Raw genomic sequence first — 15,361 nt, 5'->3', positions numbered from 1 at the left:
GCCTTCTTATTGTTTTGTGGGTTCGGCGCCGGTTGGCGTAGCAACACGAACACCACCCTGCCCGACCAGAATCAAGTTGCCATTGCCCGCCGCCGTCACCGCCGAGAGTGAAATACGGTCCGGGCGATTGAATACGCTGAAGGTCTGGCCGTCGTCATGGCTGACCACCACGCTGCCGCCGTTACCGACCACCACCAGCGCGCCGTCATCGAGCAAGGTCGCCCCGGACAAGCCGAACTCCAGGGCGCCGCGCGCCGCATTCAGTTCGACCTGCTCCCAGGTGCTGCCGAAATCCGTGGAGCGGTACAGGTTGCCACGCAAGCCGTAGGCCAACAGGGTGTGCGGCTGGGCGGTGCCGATCACGCCGAACAGTGAACCCTCGTAGGGGCCTTCGAGTTTTTCCCAGGTCTGGCCGTCGTCGCTGGAGCGGAACATGCTGCCCTGCTCACCGACGATAAACAGGCCGGCGTCCTTGATCTCGGCGATGGCGTTGAGGTGGAACTGGTCTTCGTTGTCGAGGCGCTCGCTGACGTCTTCCCAGGTTTTGCCACCGTCGGTGGTTTCGATCAGCGCCCCGTAGGCGCCGACGGCCAGGCCGTGGTTGGCGTCGTTGAACCAGACGTCGAGCAACGGCGCTTCGCGCTTGAGGTCCTGGTATTGCTGGGCCCAGGTGGCGCCGCCGTCGACGCTGGCGAGGATCTGCGCATCGTGGCCGACGGCCCAGCCGTGTTTGTCATCGACAAAAAACACCGCCGTGAGCAGTTGGCGGGTGGGGACTTTGGCTTGGGTCCAGGTGCTGCCCTGGTCATCGGAATAGAGGATGTGCCCGCGATCACCGACCGCCACCAGGCGCGAGCCCGCGTGGACCACGTCGATCATCAGGCCCTTGGCGGCCTTGGGGGATTCAATTGCAAACACCGGCTGTGCGGCGGTATCGCTGGCTGCCAACAGCGGTGGCGACAACGCGGCACCGGCCAGCAACGAGAGCGCTGTGGCCAACAACGCAACCCTGCGTGCGGCGCGTGGGCGGCAAACAACCCAACCCATGACAGGCTCACTCATAGACCTTTCTCCCATTTATTATTGTTAGGTCGTCTTACCTTCCCGGGCTCTGAAACCTGCAATCTAGAGCGCCTGGAGGAAGTAGGGGCCATCCTATCGGGCTTTCGAATCGTCTGACAATCGGCGCTACGTTATCTTTTGTTAACTGGCGGCTTTTAACCCTGCGCTGAATATAACCACATCAACTGCAATGATATAGCTTCAGAAATGAATTATTTTTTCCACATATTGAATTATGAGAATTTATATTCCATTAATAGCCTCCCTGAAAACAATAATCCAAAGGACCACGGCTATGCGCAAACTCGGAATCGGCCTGATCGGCACAGGCTTCATGGGCCGCGCCCATGCCCTGGCGTTCAATAACGCCCGCACGGTATTCGAGCTGCCGGTCAGCCTCAAACTGGCCGCCCTGGCCGATGCCGACACCGAACGCGCCCAGCGCTGCGCCGATGCCTGGGGATTTGCCCAGGCCCATGGCGACTGGCAAGCGCTGGTCAACGACCCCACGGTCGATGTGGTGGCGATCACCACACCGAACCATTTGCACTACCCCATGGCCATGGCCGCGCTCGCGGCGGGCAAGGCGGTGTACTGCGAAAAACCGCTGGCGGTCAGCCTGGCGCAGGCCGACGCCATGCGCCACGCCGCGAGTGCGGCGGGCGTGGTGACGCGGGTCGGCTACAACTACCAGCACAACCCGATGATCGGGTGGGCAAAGCAGATCATCGCCAACGGCGAATTGGGCGAAATCATCAGTTTCCAGGGTGAGTTCAGCGAAGACTTCATGGCCGACCCGGCTTCACCCTGGTCATGGCGCTGTGAGGTGGAACATGCCGGTGGCGCCCTGGCAGACCTGGGCAGCCACTTGCTGTCGATGGCACGCTATCTGGTGGGCGATGTGGTCAGCGTGTGCGCCGATACGCAGACCGTGCATGCACAGCGCCCCGCCGTCAAAGGCGGCGACACACTCAAGTCGATTGCCGTGGACGACCAGGTACACGCCCTGCTGCGTTTCGCCAACGGCGCGCGCGGCACGGTGAGCAGCAGTTGGCTCAAGCACGGTTACAAGAACCACCTGGCGTTTGAGATCAGCGGGACGCAAGGCACGTTGGCCTTCGATCAGGAGCGCTTGAACGAACTGCGCCTGTGCCGCAAGGGCCAGGACGGCTTCCAACGCCTGCTGGCCGGCCCCGCCCTGCCCGGCTACGCGGCGTTCAGCCCGGCCGCCGGCCATCAGTTGGGCTACAACGAATTGAAGACGCTGGAAGTGCGCGAGTTGATTCTGGCAGTGGCCGGCCAGGGCGCGGACGGCAGCGACTTCGAGGCGGCGTGGGCGGTCGAGCGGCTGGCGACAGCGATTCGGGTGGCGGCTCGAGAACAGCGCTGGGTCAATGTGAACTCGCTCTGAAATGTGGGAGGGGGCTTGCCCCCGATGACGGTGGATCAGTCGATAGGCTCGGTGACTTCAACTCCGCTATCGGGGGCAAGCCCCCTCCCACATTTAGATCACCTAGAGATTCAAGCTAACGCGCGCGCGGCGCAGCACCTTGCCCACCGTGGTCTTGGGCAGCTCGGAGCTGCGAAACTCCACATGGCGGCTCGAGAACAGCGCTGGGTCAATGTGAACTCGCTCTGAAATGTGGGAGGGGGCTTGCCCCCGATGACGGTGGATCAGTCGATAGGCTCGGTGACTTCAACTCCGCTATCGGGGGCAAGCCCCCTCCCACATTTAGATCACCTAGAGATTCAAGTTAGCGCAGCGCGCGGCGCAGCACCTTGCCCACTGTGGTCTTGGGCAGCTCGGAGCTGCGAAACTCCACATGGCGGCTCGAGAACAGCGCTGGGTCAATGTGAACTCGCTCTGAAATGTGGGAGGGGGCTTGCCCCCGATGACGGTGGATCAGTCGATAGGCTCGGTGACTTCAACTCCGCTATCGGGGGCAAGCCCCCTCCCACATTTAGATCACCTAGAGATTCAAGTTAGCGCAGCGCGCGGCGCAGCACCTTGCCCACTGTGGTCTGGGCAGCTCGGTGCTGCGAAACTCCACATGGCGGCTCGAGAACAGCGCTGGGTCATGTGAACTCGCTCTGAAATGTGGGAGGGGGCTTGCCCCCGATGACGGTGGATCAGTCGATAGGCTCGGTGACTTCAACTCCGCTATCGGGGGCAAGCCCCCTCCCACATTTAGATCACCTAGAGATTCAAGTTAGCGCAGCGCGCGGCGCAGCACCTTGCCCACTGTGGTCTTGGGCAGCTCGGTGCTGCGAAACTCCACATGGCGGCTCGAGAACAGCGCTGGGTCAATGTGAACTCGCTCTGAAATGTGGGAGGGGGCTTGCCCCCGATGGCGGTGGATCAGTCGATAGGCTCGGTGACTTCAACTCCGCTATCGGGGGCAAGCCCCCTCCCACATTTAGATCACCTAGAGATTCAAGTTAGCGCAGCGCGCGGCGCAGTACCTTGCCCACTGTGGTCTTGGGCAGCTTGGGAGCTCGGAGCTGCGAAACTCCACGTACCTGGGCACTTTGTACCCCGTCAGGTATTCCCGGCAATGGGCCAGGATCAGGTCCTTCTTGCGGTCGACCAGGCGGATATAGCCGCGCGTATCCATCACCCCGATATCGCCGGTCGACAGCCAGCCCTCGGCGGTTTCCTTGGGCGGCGTGGGCGCTCAAGCGGCGGCTGGCGACGGCGATTCGCGTGGCGGCTCGAGAACAGCGCTGGGTCAATGTGAACTCGCGCTGAAATGTGGGAGGGGGCTTGCCCCCGATGGCGGGGGATCAGTCGATAGGCTCGGTGACTTCAACTCCGCTATCGGGGGCAAGCCCCCTCCCACATTTAGATCACCTAGAGATTCAAGTTAGCGCAGCGCGCGGCGCAGTACCTTGCCCACTGTGGTCTTGGGCAGCTCGGTGCTGCGAAACTCCACGTGGCGGCTCGAGAACAGCGCTGGGTCAATGTGAACTCGCTCTGAAATGTGGGAGGGGGCTTGCCCCCGATGGCGGTGGATCATCGATAGGCTCGGTGACTTCAACTCCGCTATCGGGGGCAAGCCCCCTCCCACATTTAGATCACCTAGAGATTCAAGTTAACGCAGCGCGCGGCGCAGTACCTTGCCCACCGTGGTCTTGGGCAGCTCGGTGCTGCGAAACTCCACATGGCGGCTCGAGAACAACGCTGGGTCAATGTGAACTCGGTCTGAAATGTGGGAGGGGGCTTGCCCCCGATGGCGGTGGATCAGTCGATAGGCTCGGTGACTTCAACTCCGCGCTATCGGGGGCAAGCCCCCTCCCACATTTAGATCACCTAGAGATTCAAGTTAGCGCAGCGCGCGGCGCAGCACCTTGCCCACCGTGGTCTTGGGCAGCTCGGTGCTGCGAAACTCCACGTACCTGGGCACTTTGTACCCCGTCAGGTATTCCCGGCAATGGGCCAGGATCTGTGCCTGGGTCAGGTTCGGGTCCTTGCGCACCACGATGATCTTCACCCTCTCGCCGGTCACGCCATCTTCCACACCGATTGCCGCCACTTCAGCAACGCCGGGGTGCAGCGCCACCACGTCTTCGATTTCATTGGGGTACACGTTGAAGCCCGAGACCAGGATCAGGTCCTTCTTGCGGTCGACCAGGCGGATATAACCGCGCGTATCCATCACCCCGATATCGCCGGTCGACAGCCAGCCCTCGGCATCCAGCACCTCGGCGGTTTCCTTGGGCCGCTTCCAGTAGCCCTGCATCACCTGCGGGCCGCGCACTTGCAATTCGCCCTGCTCACCGAGGTCGGCCAATTCGCCGTCTTCGCGCATGAAACGCACCCAGGTCGACGGCAAGGGCACGCCGATGCTGCCGGTGAATTCCATCTCGCGCATGCGGGAAATATCGATGGGGCTGATGCTCACCACCGGCGAGCATTCGGTCAGCCCGTAGCCTTCGATGATCGGCAGCCCGGTGACTTCCTTCCAGCGCTTGGCCACCGCCGTGTGCGTGGCCATGCCACCGGCGATCACCATGCGCAGGTCGGAAAAGTCCCGCGCACAGAACTCCTGGTTCTCCAGCAAGCCGTTAAACAACGTGTTGACCCCGGCAATCCCGTTGAAGCGCTCCTTGCGCAGGATCATCTGCACGCGCTTCACGTCCCGCGGGTTGGCGATCAGGATGTTGCGCCCGCCCAGGCACATGAACATCAGGCAGTTCACCGTCAGCGAAAAGATGTGATACAGCGGCAACAAGGTGACGTTGGTTTCCTGCTTGTCCTGGTCCAATTGGTTGCCGACCCAGGCCTTGGCTTGCAGCAGGTTGGCGATGATGTTGCGGTGGCTGAGCATCACACCCTTGGCGTCACCCGTGGTGCCGCCGGTGTATTGCAGGAAGGCCAGGTCGTCGAGGTGCATGTCCACCGGGAAATGGGTCAGCGCCCGTCCTTGCTTGAGCGCCTGATTGAAGCGTACCGAACCGCGCAGGTTGAACCTCGGCACCTGTTTCTGCACGCGGCGCAGGATGAAGTTCATCGCCGCGCCCTTGAAGGTGCCGAGCAAGTCGCCGATGGCCGCCACCACCACGCGCTTGACGCTGCTGCCGGGCATGGCTTTTTCCAGGGTGTGGGCGAAGTTCTCGAAGATCACCACCGTCTCGGCGCCGCTGTCCTTGAGCAAATGCTTGAGTTCATGGGCGGTGTACAGCGGGTTGACGTTGACCACCACCGCACCGGCCAGGATCGTCCCCAGCAGGCAGATCGGGTACTGCAAGCAGTTGGGCATCATCAGCGCCACGCGGTCGCCGGTCTTCACACCCTGGCCTTGCAACCAGGCGGCAAACGCAATGCCCTGCATGTGCCAGTCGGCATAGGTCATTTCGGTGCCGATGCTGACGTAGGCCACCCGTTCGCGGAATTTTTCCAGGTGCTCCAAGAACACCTCGCGCAGCGACGGGTAGTCCTCGATACCGGCATCGATGTCCGCCGGGACGCCAGGCAGGTAGGCGTTCAACCAGATGCGTTCGGTGTGTTCCAGGCTGATAGCGTTCATGGCAGTTTCCTTGTTGTTGTTTGGGATAGCGCTACTTTTCGACGATGGCGGTAATGCCCAGCCCGCCCGCCGCGCAGATCGAAATCAGGCCGCGCCCGCCGCCACGCTCGTGGATCGCCTTGGCCAACGCCGCCAATTGCCGGCCCCCGGTGGCGGCGAAGGGATGCCCGCAGCCTAGGGAGCCGCCGTTGACGTTCATCTTGGCGCGGTCGATGGTGCCCAGCGGTGCGTCCAGCCCCAGCCGTTCGCGACAGTAGTCGGCGTCTTCCCAGGCCTTGAGCGTGCAGAGCACCTGAGCGGCGAACGCTTCGTGGATCTCGAAGAAATCGAAGTCGGCAAAGCCCAGGCCCTCACGCTTGAGCATGCGCGGCACGGCATAGGCCGGCGCCATCAGCAGGCCTTCGCTGCCGTCGACAAAGTTCACCGCCGCGGTCTCGCCGGTGCGCAGGTAAGCCAACACCGGCCAGCCGTGTTCGGCGGCCCACGCTTCACTGGCCAACAGCACCACCGAGGCGCCGTCGGTCAGCGGTGTGGAGTTGCCCGCCGTGAGCGTGCCGTTCTGGCGGTCGTAGGCCGGGGACAGGCTGGCGAGCTTCTCCAGGCTGGTGTCGGCGCGCAGGTTGTTGTCCCGCGCCAGGCCGCGATAGGGGCTGATCAGGTCGTCGAAGAAACCGCGTTGATAGGCGGCATCCAGGCGCTGGTGGCTGCTGAGGGTCAATTCATCCTGGGCCAGGCGCTTGATCTGCCAGCGCTTGGCCATTTCTTCGCAGTGCTCGCCCATCGACAGGCCGGTGCGCGGTTCGCCATTGCGCGGCAGCAGCGGCTTGAAGAACATCGACGGACGCACCTTCAGCAGCGCCTTCACCTTGTCGCCCATGGCCTTGGCGCGATTGGCCGCAAGCAAGGTGTGGCGCAGCGCTTCATTGAGGCCGATGGGCGCGTCGGACGTGGTGTCGGCGCCGCCGGCGATGCCCACATCGATCTGGCCGAGGGCGATCTTGTTCGCCACCAGCAAGGCCGCTTCCAGGCCCGTGCCGCAGGCTTGTTGCAGGTCGTAGGCCGGGGTTTGCGCAGACAGCGTGGTCGATAACAGCGACTCACGCGCCAGGTTGAAATCCCGCGAGTGCTTGATCACCGCGCCCGCGGCGAACTCGCCCAGGCGCTGGCCATGCAGGTTGTAGCGGTCGACCAGGCCTTGCAGCGCGGCCACCAGCAAATCCTGGTTACTGTCGTGGGCGTACACCGTGTTGGAGCGGGCAAACGGAATGCGGTTGCCGCCGATGATCGCCACGCGGCGGGCCGGGGCCGGGTTGAAGCTGTAGTCATTCATTTAAGACGCTCGTTCCAGATAAAAAGCCCGCGCATGTGCGGTTTGTCACCGGCGAAGTTGCGCACTTCGAACTCACGCCGCGGGCCGCTCACGGGGCGGCGCCACAGCGCGACCTGGCCGGGCAGGAAGATCGGCAGCTTGAAGTCGCAATGCGCTTGCGCCTGATCCAGGCCACCCGGCGGTTGCTCGGCGGCCAATGCGCGTCCCAATGTCCACATGCCGTGGGCGATGGCGCGGCGAAAGCCAAAGAGTTTTGCGCCGATCAGCGAGGTATGAATCGGGTTGAAATCCCCCGAGACCTTGGCAAACCGCCGGCCCAGGTCGGCGGGCAGGACCCAGCGCTGGGTGCGCAACAGGCCTTCTTCCTGCAAGGGCAGCACGTCCGCCCATGGCTCACCCACCGGGTTTTTCACGTCGCGCCGCAGGTACAGGCTGTCGCTTTCCCACAGCAGCGTGTCCGCACCGTAGGCCCGGGTGGCGATGCTCAGCGCCTGGCCCTTGGGGTGCGCCACCCAACGCTCGCAGTACACCTCCAGGCGCAGGGCCTGGCCCGCGTGCAAGCGCTGGTGCTGACGAATGCGATTGGCCAGGTGGACCATGCCGCTGGCCGGGTACGGGAAACTCGGCCGGGTCAGCAGCATCAGGTGCAACGGGAACGCCAGCACCTGCGGGTAGGCCAGCGGCACGCCCTGCTCATGCCGGAAACCACAGGCGCGGCCATACGCGGCGATGCCGGTGGCCGGCAATTCCACCGCCGAACGCACCAGACGCGCCTTGGGCAACTCAGGCGCGCCGTCGAGCTTGGGTTTGCGCAAGGCGCGCAGGCCGTCCAGCAACAACTGGGGCTGCGACGGCGGCGGATCGATGATCTGCGTCACGTAGTCCATGGCTCAAGCTCCCAGCAGGCTTTGGCCGCACACGCGCACGACTTGGCCGTTGACGCCGCCGGACGCCGGGTGGGCCAGCCAGGCGATGGTCTCGGCCACGTCGATCGGCTGGCCGCCCTGGGACAGCGAATTCATGCGCCGCCCGGCTTCGCGGATCAGCAGCGGGATCTTCGCGGTCATCTGGGTTTCGATGAACCCCGGCGCCACCGCGTTCACCGTGACCTGCTGCGCCGCCGCCAACGGTGCCAGGCCGTGGACCAGGCCGATCACCCCGGCTTTGGAAGTGGCGTAGTTGCTTTGCCCGAGGTTGCCGGCGATGCCGGAAATCGACGACACACAGACGATACGCCCGCCCGGGTTCAGGCCCTGGCATTCCAGCAACGCGTGGCTCAGTTGCAACGGCGCTTGCAGGTTGACCGCCAGCACACTGCGCCACGCCGCTTCGGTCATCCTGGTGATGGTCTTGTCGCGAGTGATCCCGGCGTTATGCACCACCACGTCGAAGGCGCCGGATTGGCTGACATGGGCCTGCAACAGCGAGGCCGCATCTGCTGCGGTAATGTCCAGTGGCAACGCCGAGCCACCGACGCTGGCGGCGGCGTGTTGCAGCGCGTCCTCGGCTTGGGGCACATCCACGCACACCACATGGGCGCCGTCGCGGGCCAATACCTGGGCAATCGCCAAGCCGATGCCGCGGGAGGCACCGGTGACCAGCGCGCGGCGGCCGGCGAAGGGGGTGTCCCAGTTGACCGTGACAGGGCCGTCCAGCGGTTTTTCCAGGCGCACCACTTGCCCCGACACATAGGCCGAACGACGCGACAGAAAGAAGCGCAGGCTGCTCTCCAGGGCGTGTTCGGCCCCCGGCGCGACGTAGATCAATTGCACGGTGATCGCCCGGCGCAGTTCCTTGGCCAGCGAACGCACCAACCCTTCGAGGGCGCGCTGGGCGATGGCCTGGGGCAAATCCCGACAGTCTTCGGGAGCAGTGCCGAGCACCACCACACGGCCATGCTGGGCGAGGCGCTTGGCGTTGGTGTGGAAAAATACGTAGAGCTCATCGAGCTGCTGCAGGTCGACGACGCCAGTGGCATCGAACACCGCGCCCTGCACCTTGACCGTAGACGGCGCCTTGAGGGTCGCCGCAGTGGCGGCGACCGTGTCGGTGGCGCTGAAAATCTGTTGCACTTGCACAGCCAGGCGCCCTGCCCCCGCGACGATCACCGGGTTGGCCAGGCCTTGCTGGCCACGGCGATGACGTTGCAACAGCAACGGTTGCGGCAGGCCGATGGCCTGGGCCAGGCGTCGGCCCCAGGGAGAATTGACGAACGATAGGTAGCTGTCACTCATATAAACATCCACTCACGATACGGTATCGGTATGAACGCCCGAGCCATGTAGGCGCGTTCATTCAGTGCCACTCAATTGACCGAAGCATTCTCGCCCTGGCTGGTACGACGCTGGGTAGATGGTTGCAGCACGTGCTTACGCTGCTGCAACGCCTCCAGCAAACCGAAGTCCTGCGGGAAGTCGTCGACCTGGATGCCGTGGTCGGCATATTCCACATAGCGCGCGAGCAAGGCGTCTTCATCGCTGCTGATCAAGTCCAGCGCCCGCGCCTTGACGCGCCAGGCGGCAAAGGCCGTGGCGGCGATCGGCATCGGTTCGAGCAAGCCCTGTTTGATCGCAGGCTTGAGCCGTGCTTCGATCAGCTCCACCTGCGGCAACAGGCGGAAAGCCAATTCGCCGTAGGCCAGCTTGTCGATTTCCGGACGTGGGATATAGGAATTGGCCAGCAAGCGCTCACGGGTTTCGCCGGAGGTCTGCACCACATCCGCCACCTGGGCCAACAGCCGGTCCGAGGGTTTACGCAGGGGAATACCGAACGGAAAACTCAAGCCGCGCACCACCGCTGCCGCGGCTTTCGACGGATAGTTATCGAGTGTTTCGGCGAGGGCTTCATGGGCGCGCAGCAACGCATCCTGGGCCGACCAATGCACCAGCGGCAAATCCGCCTGGGGCCGGCCGTCATCTTCAAAGCGCTTGAGCACGCAGGACAAGATGTACAACTGCGAAAGAATATCGCCCAGGCGCCCGGTGATACTTTCCTTGCGCTTGAGCGCACCGCCGAGCACGCCCATGGAAACGTCCGAGATCAAAGCCAACACCACCGACAGCCGATTGGCCTGACGGTAGTAGGACGCCAACGCCGGCTCGGTCTTGGCGGGTGCGGAAATCAGGCGCCCGCCAGTGAGCGAATGCACTGCGGCGCGCACCGTATTGGCCAGCACAAAGCTCACATGGCCGAACATTGCGCTGTCAAACGCTTCAAGCGCCTTGCGCCGATCGGGGTTGCGCGCCGCTTCCATCTCGCGCAACACATAGGGATGGCAACGGATCAGGCCCTGGCCAAAGATGATCAGGCAGCGGGTCATGATGTTCGCGCCTTCCACCGTGATCGCAATCGGGCTTTGTTGATAAGCGCGAGCCAGGAAGTTGTTGGGCCCCATGCAGATGCCCTTGCCGGCGACGATGTCCATGCCGTCGTTGACGATCATCCGCGCGCGCTCGGTGACGTGGTATTTGGCGATGGCGGAGATCACTGAAGGTTTCTCGCCGGCATCCAGCGATGCCACCGACACCTTGCGCACTGCGTCGCAGGCATACAAATGCCCAGCCATGCGCGCCAACGGGGCTTGCACGCCTTCGAACTTGCCGATGGGCAGGCCGAACTGTTTGCGCATCGCCGCATAGGCGCTGGTGCCGCGTACTGCGACCTTGCCCAGGCCGACGTTGGCCGACGGCAGGGAAATCGCCCGACCGGCCGCCAGGCATTCCATCAGCATGCGCCAGCCGTTGCCGACCTGTTCGCGGCCGCCAATGACCCACTCCAGGGGAATGAACACATCCTTGCCGGTGGTAGGACCGTTCTGAAACACCGCGTTGAGCGGCCAGTGCCGACGACCGCTGTTCACGCCCGGATGGGAGGTTGGGATCAACGCGCAAGTGATGCCCAGCGAACCCGGCTGGCCGAGCAGACCTTCCGGGTCTTGCGCACGAAACGCCAGGCCAAGCACTGTGGCAATCGGGCCAAGGGTGATGTAGCGCTTGTCCCAGGTCACGTTGAAACCCAGCACTTCCTCGCCTTCGTGCAGGCCTTTGCAGACGATGCCCAGGTCCGGAATCGCCCCAGCGTCGGAACCGGCATACGGGCTGGTCAGCGCGAAACACGGAATGTCTTCGCCACGCGCCAGGCGCGGCAGGTAGTAATTACGCTGGGCATCGGTGCCGTAATGCAGCAGCAGTTCCGCCGGGCCCAGGGAGTTGGGCACCATCACCGAAATCGCCGCCGCCGAGCAGCGTGTCGACAGCTTCATCACCACTTGCGAATGCGCGTAGTGGGAGAAGCCTTTGCCGCCGTACTGCTTGGGAATGATCATGCCAAGGAAACCGGCGTCCTTGGTGTACTGCCAGCCCTCGGGGGACATGTCTTGCCAGACCTGGGTGGTTTCCCAGTCGTTGGCGATGTCGCACAGGGTTTCGACTTCGTTGTCGAGGAAGGCATGCTCCTCGGCACTCAGGCTGGCCGGCGCGGCTTGCAGCAGGCGCTGCCAGTCGGGTCGGCCGCTGAACAGTTCGGCATCCCACCACACGGTGCCGGACTCGATGGCCGCGCGCTCGGTGTCGGACATTGCCGGCATAACTGTACGAAATAGGCTCAGAGCCTTGCTGGTCAACAGGCGGCGACGCAGCGGTTTGATTGTCATCAGCAACGCCGGCAACACCACTAGCAGCGCCACGACGGTGGTGCCGAAAACGGCGACCACGTTGAACAGGTAGCCGGCCGCCAGCCAGGCCAGGCCGGCGCCCAGCCAGTGGACAGCGGCGGCTTGTCGATACGCCAGGGCAATCGCGGCTGCGAAACCCACCAATAACCAGATCACCATGGGGATACCTCTACTCGATTCAGGGCGTAGCAAACGCTGGCGCAGATCGATATGAACTGCGGCATAGGGCAACACTACAAATTTGGAAAGCTAGATTCAAATTATGTTTTGAAATTTTTATTTAACTCCTGGGCAAAAAAATACTGGGCTGAGCACGTCAGCCGGGGTCACGAATACGAACATCGGAATAGGTCACATGGCGACCCGTAAATGAGGGCAAACAGCAGGAAGAAGGCATTCAGATGCGCTTAGTGCCTTCCTCCATAGCCCTCGATATCTGTTAAAACTTGTAGGTGGCCGATACGCTGACCACATCGCCTGACGACTCAGCCTTGCCGTCCAGGCTGGCGCCACCCAAGCGGTCAACGTTTTTGGTTTTCAGCTTCACTTCCTGCACGAACTGATGGGAATACGCCAAGTCAAGACTCAAGCCCTTTACAGCCTTTACCTCGTAACCCGCACCGAACGACAAGAACGTACGATCACCATCCGGGATACGGGGGTCACGGGTCGAGTTGCGGGTTGGTGTCTGGTCAAGGGCCACACCGGCACGCAGCGTCAGTTCATCGGTGGCACGGAAGTCACCGCCGAGGGAGTACATCCACGAGTCCTTGTAGTTGTAGGGGATTGAGACGATGGTGATATCACCGGACTTGAGCGTGAGGTCCTTGAACGACGACCACTGCGTCCAGTTCACACTTGCGCCCAAGGTGAATCGGTCATTGAACTGATGCACCCAGTCAAAGCCCGCAGTCGCGGGAATATCCAGTTGGGTACTGGCATGTGCGCCATCCGGGTACAACGCCAGCCCAGGATAAGCCGACCCAACCAGCGTGCCAGTGCCAGTGAACGGGTTCGGTTGAGTCATCAGGGCATAGCTGTACGAGTCTGAACGAATGTTGTACTTGCCCGTCATCTTGTTCTTGATCTTGGCGTGATAGTTCAGGCCCAAGGTGTCTTGGTCAGTAGGTTTCCAGGTAATACCGGTAAACCAGCCGGTGGAGATATTGTCGACCTTGACCCGTATCAGCGCGCCTCCGACCCCTGCCGGCAAATCAATACTGCCCAGTAATGGGTCCTGGGAGTTGGCAGCAGCCGCCAACAAATCGATGTTCTGACTCACAAACCCTTTACTGTGTTGAACAATAAGCCCACCGCCGATGGCGAACTGATCGTTGACTTTGAACGAAAGCGAACCGGTCAATCCCACGGTTTCGATCTTGGTGTCTACAGCAAAATCGCGAAGTTTGGAGTCTTCGTCCCAAGTTGAGCGCATCCCTTGTGGCACCACTTGGCTCAAGCCAAAAGCGAACCGGTCCCCCAGGGGCATCACCATGAACCCGGTCGGCAACCAGGCAGTGAAACCACCCTCGCCACCATCATTGTTGTTGACCGTTGGCGATGAAAGGTCAGGGAAACCATCCGCACCTATTGGACTGTTCGAGACAGGGTTACCCAGATAATCATTAGCCGCGCCCTTATATTTGATTTTGATGCGCGCGTAGTCGACCGTCATTTGTGCGACGTTCTGGTCCACAAACGCCATCGCGGCGGGGTTGTTGTACGCCGAACTGGGGTCATTTTTGAACAACGAACCACCCCCGAACGCTCTCCCCCAGCCGGGAGCACCATAAGTTGGAGTTGAAAAGCCACCGGCCTGAACAGAGCCGGCCACGATCAAGCTGCTCAGAAGAGCAAACCCAGCGGTCACCCGCACCTGTTGTTTCTTATTATTCATGCTCCAATCCTTATTATTATCTGCCGCTCTACGCGTTGCCTTTGCGTCACCGCCCGGTAGGTGCCTGGTAAAAGGCACCCACTTTCTACGGGTGATCAGCCCTTTATGGAGTTACTGCATCAAGGAACAATGGTCAGACTTGGCGCCGTCACAGTCAGAGACTGCACAACGCAGTTCGGACTAGTGCCGGATGTGTGGCCAGTCAACGTCTGGTTGTTTGCGGTCAATGCGTGAGTACTGTTGTTCCAAGTCACGTTGATAGTGTCAGGGCCGCAATCAGTTAGCGGAATCAGTGGCTTGGTGATGGTGTAGCCAACGTTGGTTACTGTGCCGCCCGAAAGACTAGTGGCAGTCAATACCCAGCCAGGGGTGGGAATATTCTTCAGTACCGGCAAATCGCAAAGCCCCCCACCGGTGAGCTTCGCGTCGTTGATGGTCGCCACGCCAGATGTAACGTTCCCTTTAAAGGTAATACCGCAAGTCACTGCAGCACCAAATGAAGATGGCGACTTCACTACAATAGTACCGCTGGAGGTACTGAAAGCTCCATCTGGGCTAATGCTGACAGCATTAGCCATCGAGGCCGCACCCATGCACACGGCCAAAGCAGACAACGACACGAGAGTTTTCAAACTTTTCATTATTTTTCCTCACATGTTATGGCGAGTCATTCGCCAGGGGTAATGGCCATGAACGAGAGGTCACGGAGAAACTGCAGAACTTCCCTTTCCAGCCAAATTTCAATTCAATTACCGCTGCAACTATCGGATATATCTATTCGACAACTTTGAAGTTGGCCGGCATCTTGATCGACACCGTCTTGATCTTGCAGTCTTCGCCAATCGGTACATTGACGGCTTCCAACTTGCCGGTGGCGTTATCCCAGGTGCCGTCGGCCGTGGAGGGGCCGCACTTGCCGCCCAGGCCGAAGGCGTGGACGTCCACGCTGATCTTCGACATCGAGCCGCTTTGGGTGTCTTTGGCCACCAAGATCCACGGCAGGTTGATCGCTTCGACCCGGCTGCACTTGAGGCCGCCGTCGAATTCGACCTTGTCGACATTGACGGACGAACCGTCGGCGGCAACCTTGCCCGCCACCTTGATGGTGCAGTCGGCACTGATCAGCTTGCCTTTGGAAAAACTGATGGGCCCTTGGGCAGTAAACGCACTGCCGGCAGGTTCAATACGGGCAGCCTGGGCTTGCTGATAGACAATCAGACCCAATGCCGCCAATAAGATATGGGCGGTGAACTTGGCAGGTGTTTGCATGGTGAACGTCCTTCCCTTGCTTTTATTTTTGTGGGGTCAAACAACTCTCTTGCAATGAAATCGATAAACGCTGGGCGATAAGAAACCGCGCGATACAAAGATCC

General features: G+C 61.6%; 10 protein-coding genes and 1 pseudogene. 1 reads left to right on the top strand and 10 read right to left on the bottom strand.

Annotated elements, in window-relative coordinates:
- Window positions 1-6 precede the first annotated feature (6 nt).
- A complete protein-coding gene (locus MOQ67_RS14715) occupies window positions 7-1,047 on the bottom strand; it encodes a WD40/YVTN/BNR-like repeat-containing protein (RefSeq protein WP_017846496.1) in 1,041 nt (346 codons plus the stop codon).
- A 310-nt stretch (window positions 1,048-1,357) separates the two neighbouring features.
- Here MOQ67_RS14715 and MOQ67_RS14710 point away from each other — a divergent pair, with 310 nt between their 5' ends.
- Entirely contained in the window at window positions 1,358-2,473 is a 1,116-nt protein-coding gene (locus MOQ67_RS14710; RefSeq protein WP_126585560.1) for a Gfo/Idh/MocA family protein, read from the top strand.
- Window positions 2,474-3,501: 1,028 nt separating this feature from the next.
- Here MOQ67_RS14710 and MOQ67_RS14705 read toward each other — a convergent pair.
- The 9 genes and pseudogenes from MOQ67_RS14705 to praA form a co-directional block, all read right to left on the bottom strand.
- A pseudogene (locus MOQ67_RS14705) lies at window positions 3,502-3,713 on the bottom strand (long-chain fatty acid--CoA ligase); the annotation flags it as partial.
- A gap of 672 nt (window positions 3,714-4,385) precedes the next feature.
- Window positions 4,386-6,089, bottom strand: a complete 1,704-nt coding sequence (locus MOQ67_RS14700) for an AMP-binding protein (RefSeq protein WP_017846498.1) — start codon at window positions 6,087-6,089, stop codon at window positions 4,386-4,388.
- A 31-nt stretch (window positions 6,090-6,120) separates the two neighbouring features.
- On the bottom strand, window positions 6,121-7,419 hold the full coding sequence (locus tag MOQ67_RS14695; RefSeq protein ID WP_126585558.1) for an acetyl-CoA C-acetyltransferase: 1,299 nt from the start codon (window positions 7,417-7,419) through the stop codon (window positions 6,121-6,123).
- Complete coding sequence (locus MOQ67_RS14690; RefSeq protein WP_046484513.1) at window positions 7,416-8,306, bottom strand: MaoC/PaaZ C-terminal domain-containing protein; 891 nt, start codon at window positions 8,304-8,306, stop codon at window positions 7,416-7,418. Before MOQ67_RS14690 ends, MOQ67_RS14695 begins: the two co-directional genes overlap by 4 nt.
- A gap of 3 nt (window positions 8,307-8,309) precedes the next feature.
- Window positions 8,310-9,653: a 3-oxoacyl-ACP reductase gene (locus tag MOQ67_RS14685; protein ID WP_198717809.1), complete on the bottom strand. Its 1,344-nt coding sequence runs from the start codon at window positions 9,651-9,653 to the stop codon at window positions 8,310-8,312.
- A gap of 71 nt (window positions 9,654-9,724) precedes the next feature.
- Window positions 9,725-12,250, bottom strand: a complete 2,526-nt coding sequence (locus MOQ67_RS14680) for an acyl-CoA dehydrogenase (protein ID WP_198717810.1) — start codon at window positions 12,248-12,250, stop codon at window positions 9,725-9,727.
- Window positions 12,251-12,530: 280 nt separating this feature from the next.
- Window positions 12,531-13,988 carry an outer membrane protein transport protein gene (locus MOQ67_RS14675; protein WP_026139961.1) on the bottom strand — a complete coding sequence of 486 codons (1,458 nt, stop codon included), beginning with the start codon at window positions 13,986-13,988 and terminating at the stop codon, window positions 12,531-12,533.
- 119 nt (window positions 13,989-14,107) lie between these two features.
- On the bottom strand, window positions 14,108-14,629 hold the full coding sequence (gene praB, locus MOQ67_RS14670; protein ID WP_079444031.1) for an alkane oxidation protein activator PraB: 522 nt from the start codon (window positions 14,627-14,629) through the stop codon (window positions 14,108-14,110).
- Window positions 14,630-14,762: 133 nt separating this feature from the next.
- Window positions 14,763-15,257 (bottom strand): alkane oxidation protein activator PraA, encoded by a 495-nt coding sequence (praA, locus tag MOQ67_RS14665; protein ID WP_017846505.1) that lies wholly within the window; start codon window positions 15,255-15,257, stop codon window positions 14,763-14,765.
- Window positions 15,258-15,361 lie beyond the last annotated feature (104 nt).

Source organism: Pseudomonas sp. LY-1 (assembly GCF_053502595.1).
The sequence above is the reverse complement of the archived record's forward strand: the minus strand, read 5'-3'. Positions and strand labels throughout refer to the sequence as shown.

What these genes read in the sequence shown, in the direction of transcription:
- MOQ67_RS14715 (WP_017846496.1), bottom strand. Translation starts at nt 1,047, where the DNA reads ATGGGTTGGGTTGTTTGCCGCCCACGCGCCGCACGCAGGGTTGCGTTG.
- MOQ67_RS14710 (WP_126585560.1), top strand. Translation starts at nt 1,358, where the DNA reads ATGCGCAAACTCGGAATCGGCCTGATCGGCACAGGCTTCATGGGCCGC.
- MOQ67_RS14700 (WP_017846498.1), bottom strand. Translation starts at nt 6,089, where the DNA reads ATGAACGCTATCAGCCTGGAACACACCGAACGCATCTGGTTGAACGCC.
- MOQ67_RS14695 (WP_126585558.1), bottom strand. Translation starts at nt 7,419, where the DNA reads ATGAATGACTACAGCTTCAACCCGGCCCCGGCCCGCCGCGTGGCGATC.
- MOQ67_RS14690 (WP_046484513.1), bottom strand. Translation starts at nt 8,306, where the DNA reads ATGGACTACGTGACGCAGATCATCGATCCGCCGCCGTCGCAGCCCCAG.
- MOQ67_RS14685 (WP_198717809.1), bottom strand. Translation starts at nt 9,653, where the DNA reads ATGAGTGACAGCTACCTATCGTTCGTCAATTCTCCCTGGGGCCGACGC.
- MOQ67_RS14680 (WP_198717810.1), bottom strand. Translation starts at nt 12,250, where the DNA reads ATGGTGATCTGGTTATTGGTGGGTTTCGCAGCCGCGATTGCCCTGGCG.
- MOQ67_RS14675 (WP_026139961.1), bottom strand. Translation starts at nt 13,988, where the DNA reads ATGAATAATAAGAAACAACAGGTGCGGGTGACCGCTGGGTTTGCTCTT.
- praB (WP_079444031.1), bottom strand. Translation starts at nt 14,629, where the DNA reads ATGAAAAGTTTGAAAACTCTCGTGTCGTTGTCTGCTTTGGCCGTGTGC.
- praA (WP_017846505.1), bottom strand. Translation starts at nt 15,257, where the DNA reads ATGCAAACACCTGCCAAGTTCACCGCCCATATCTTATTGGCGGCATTG.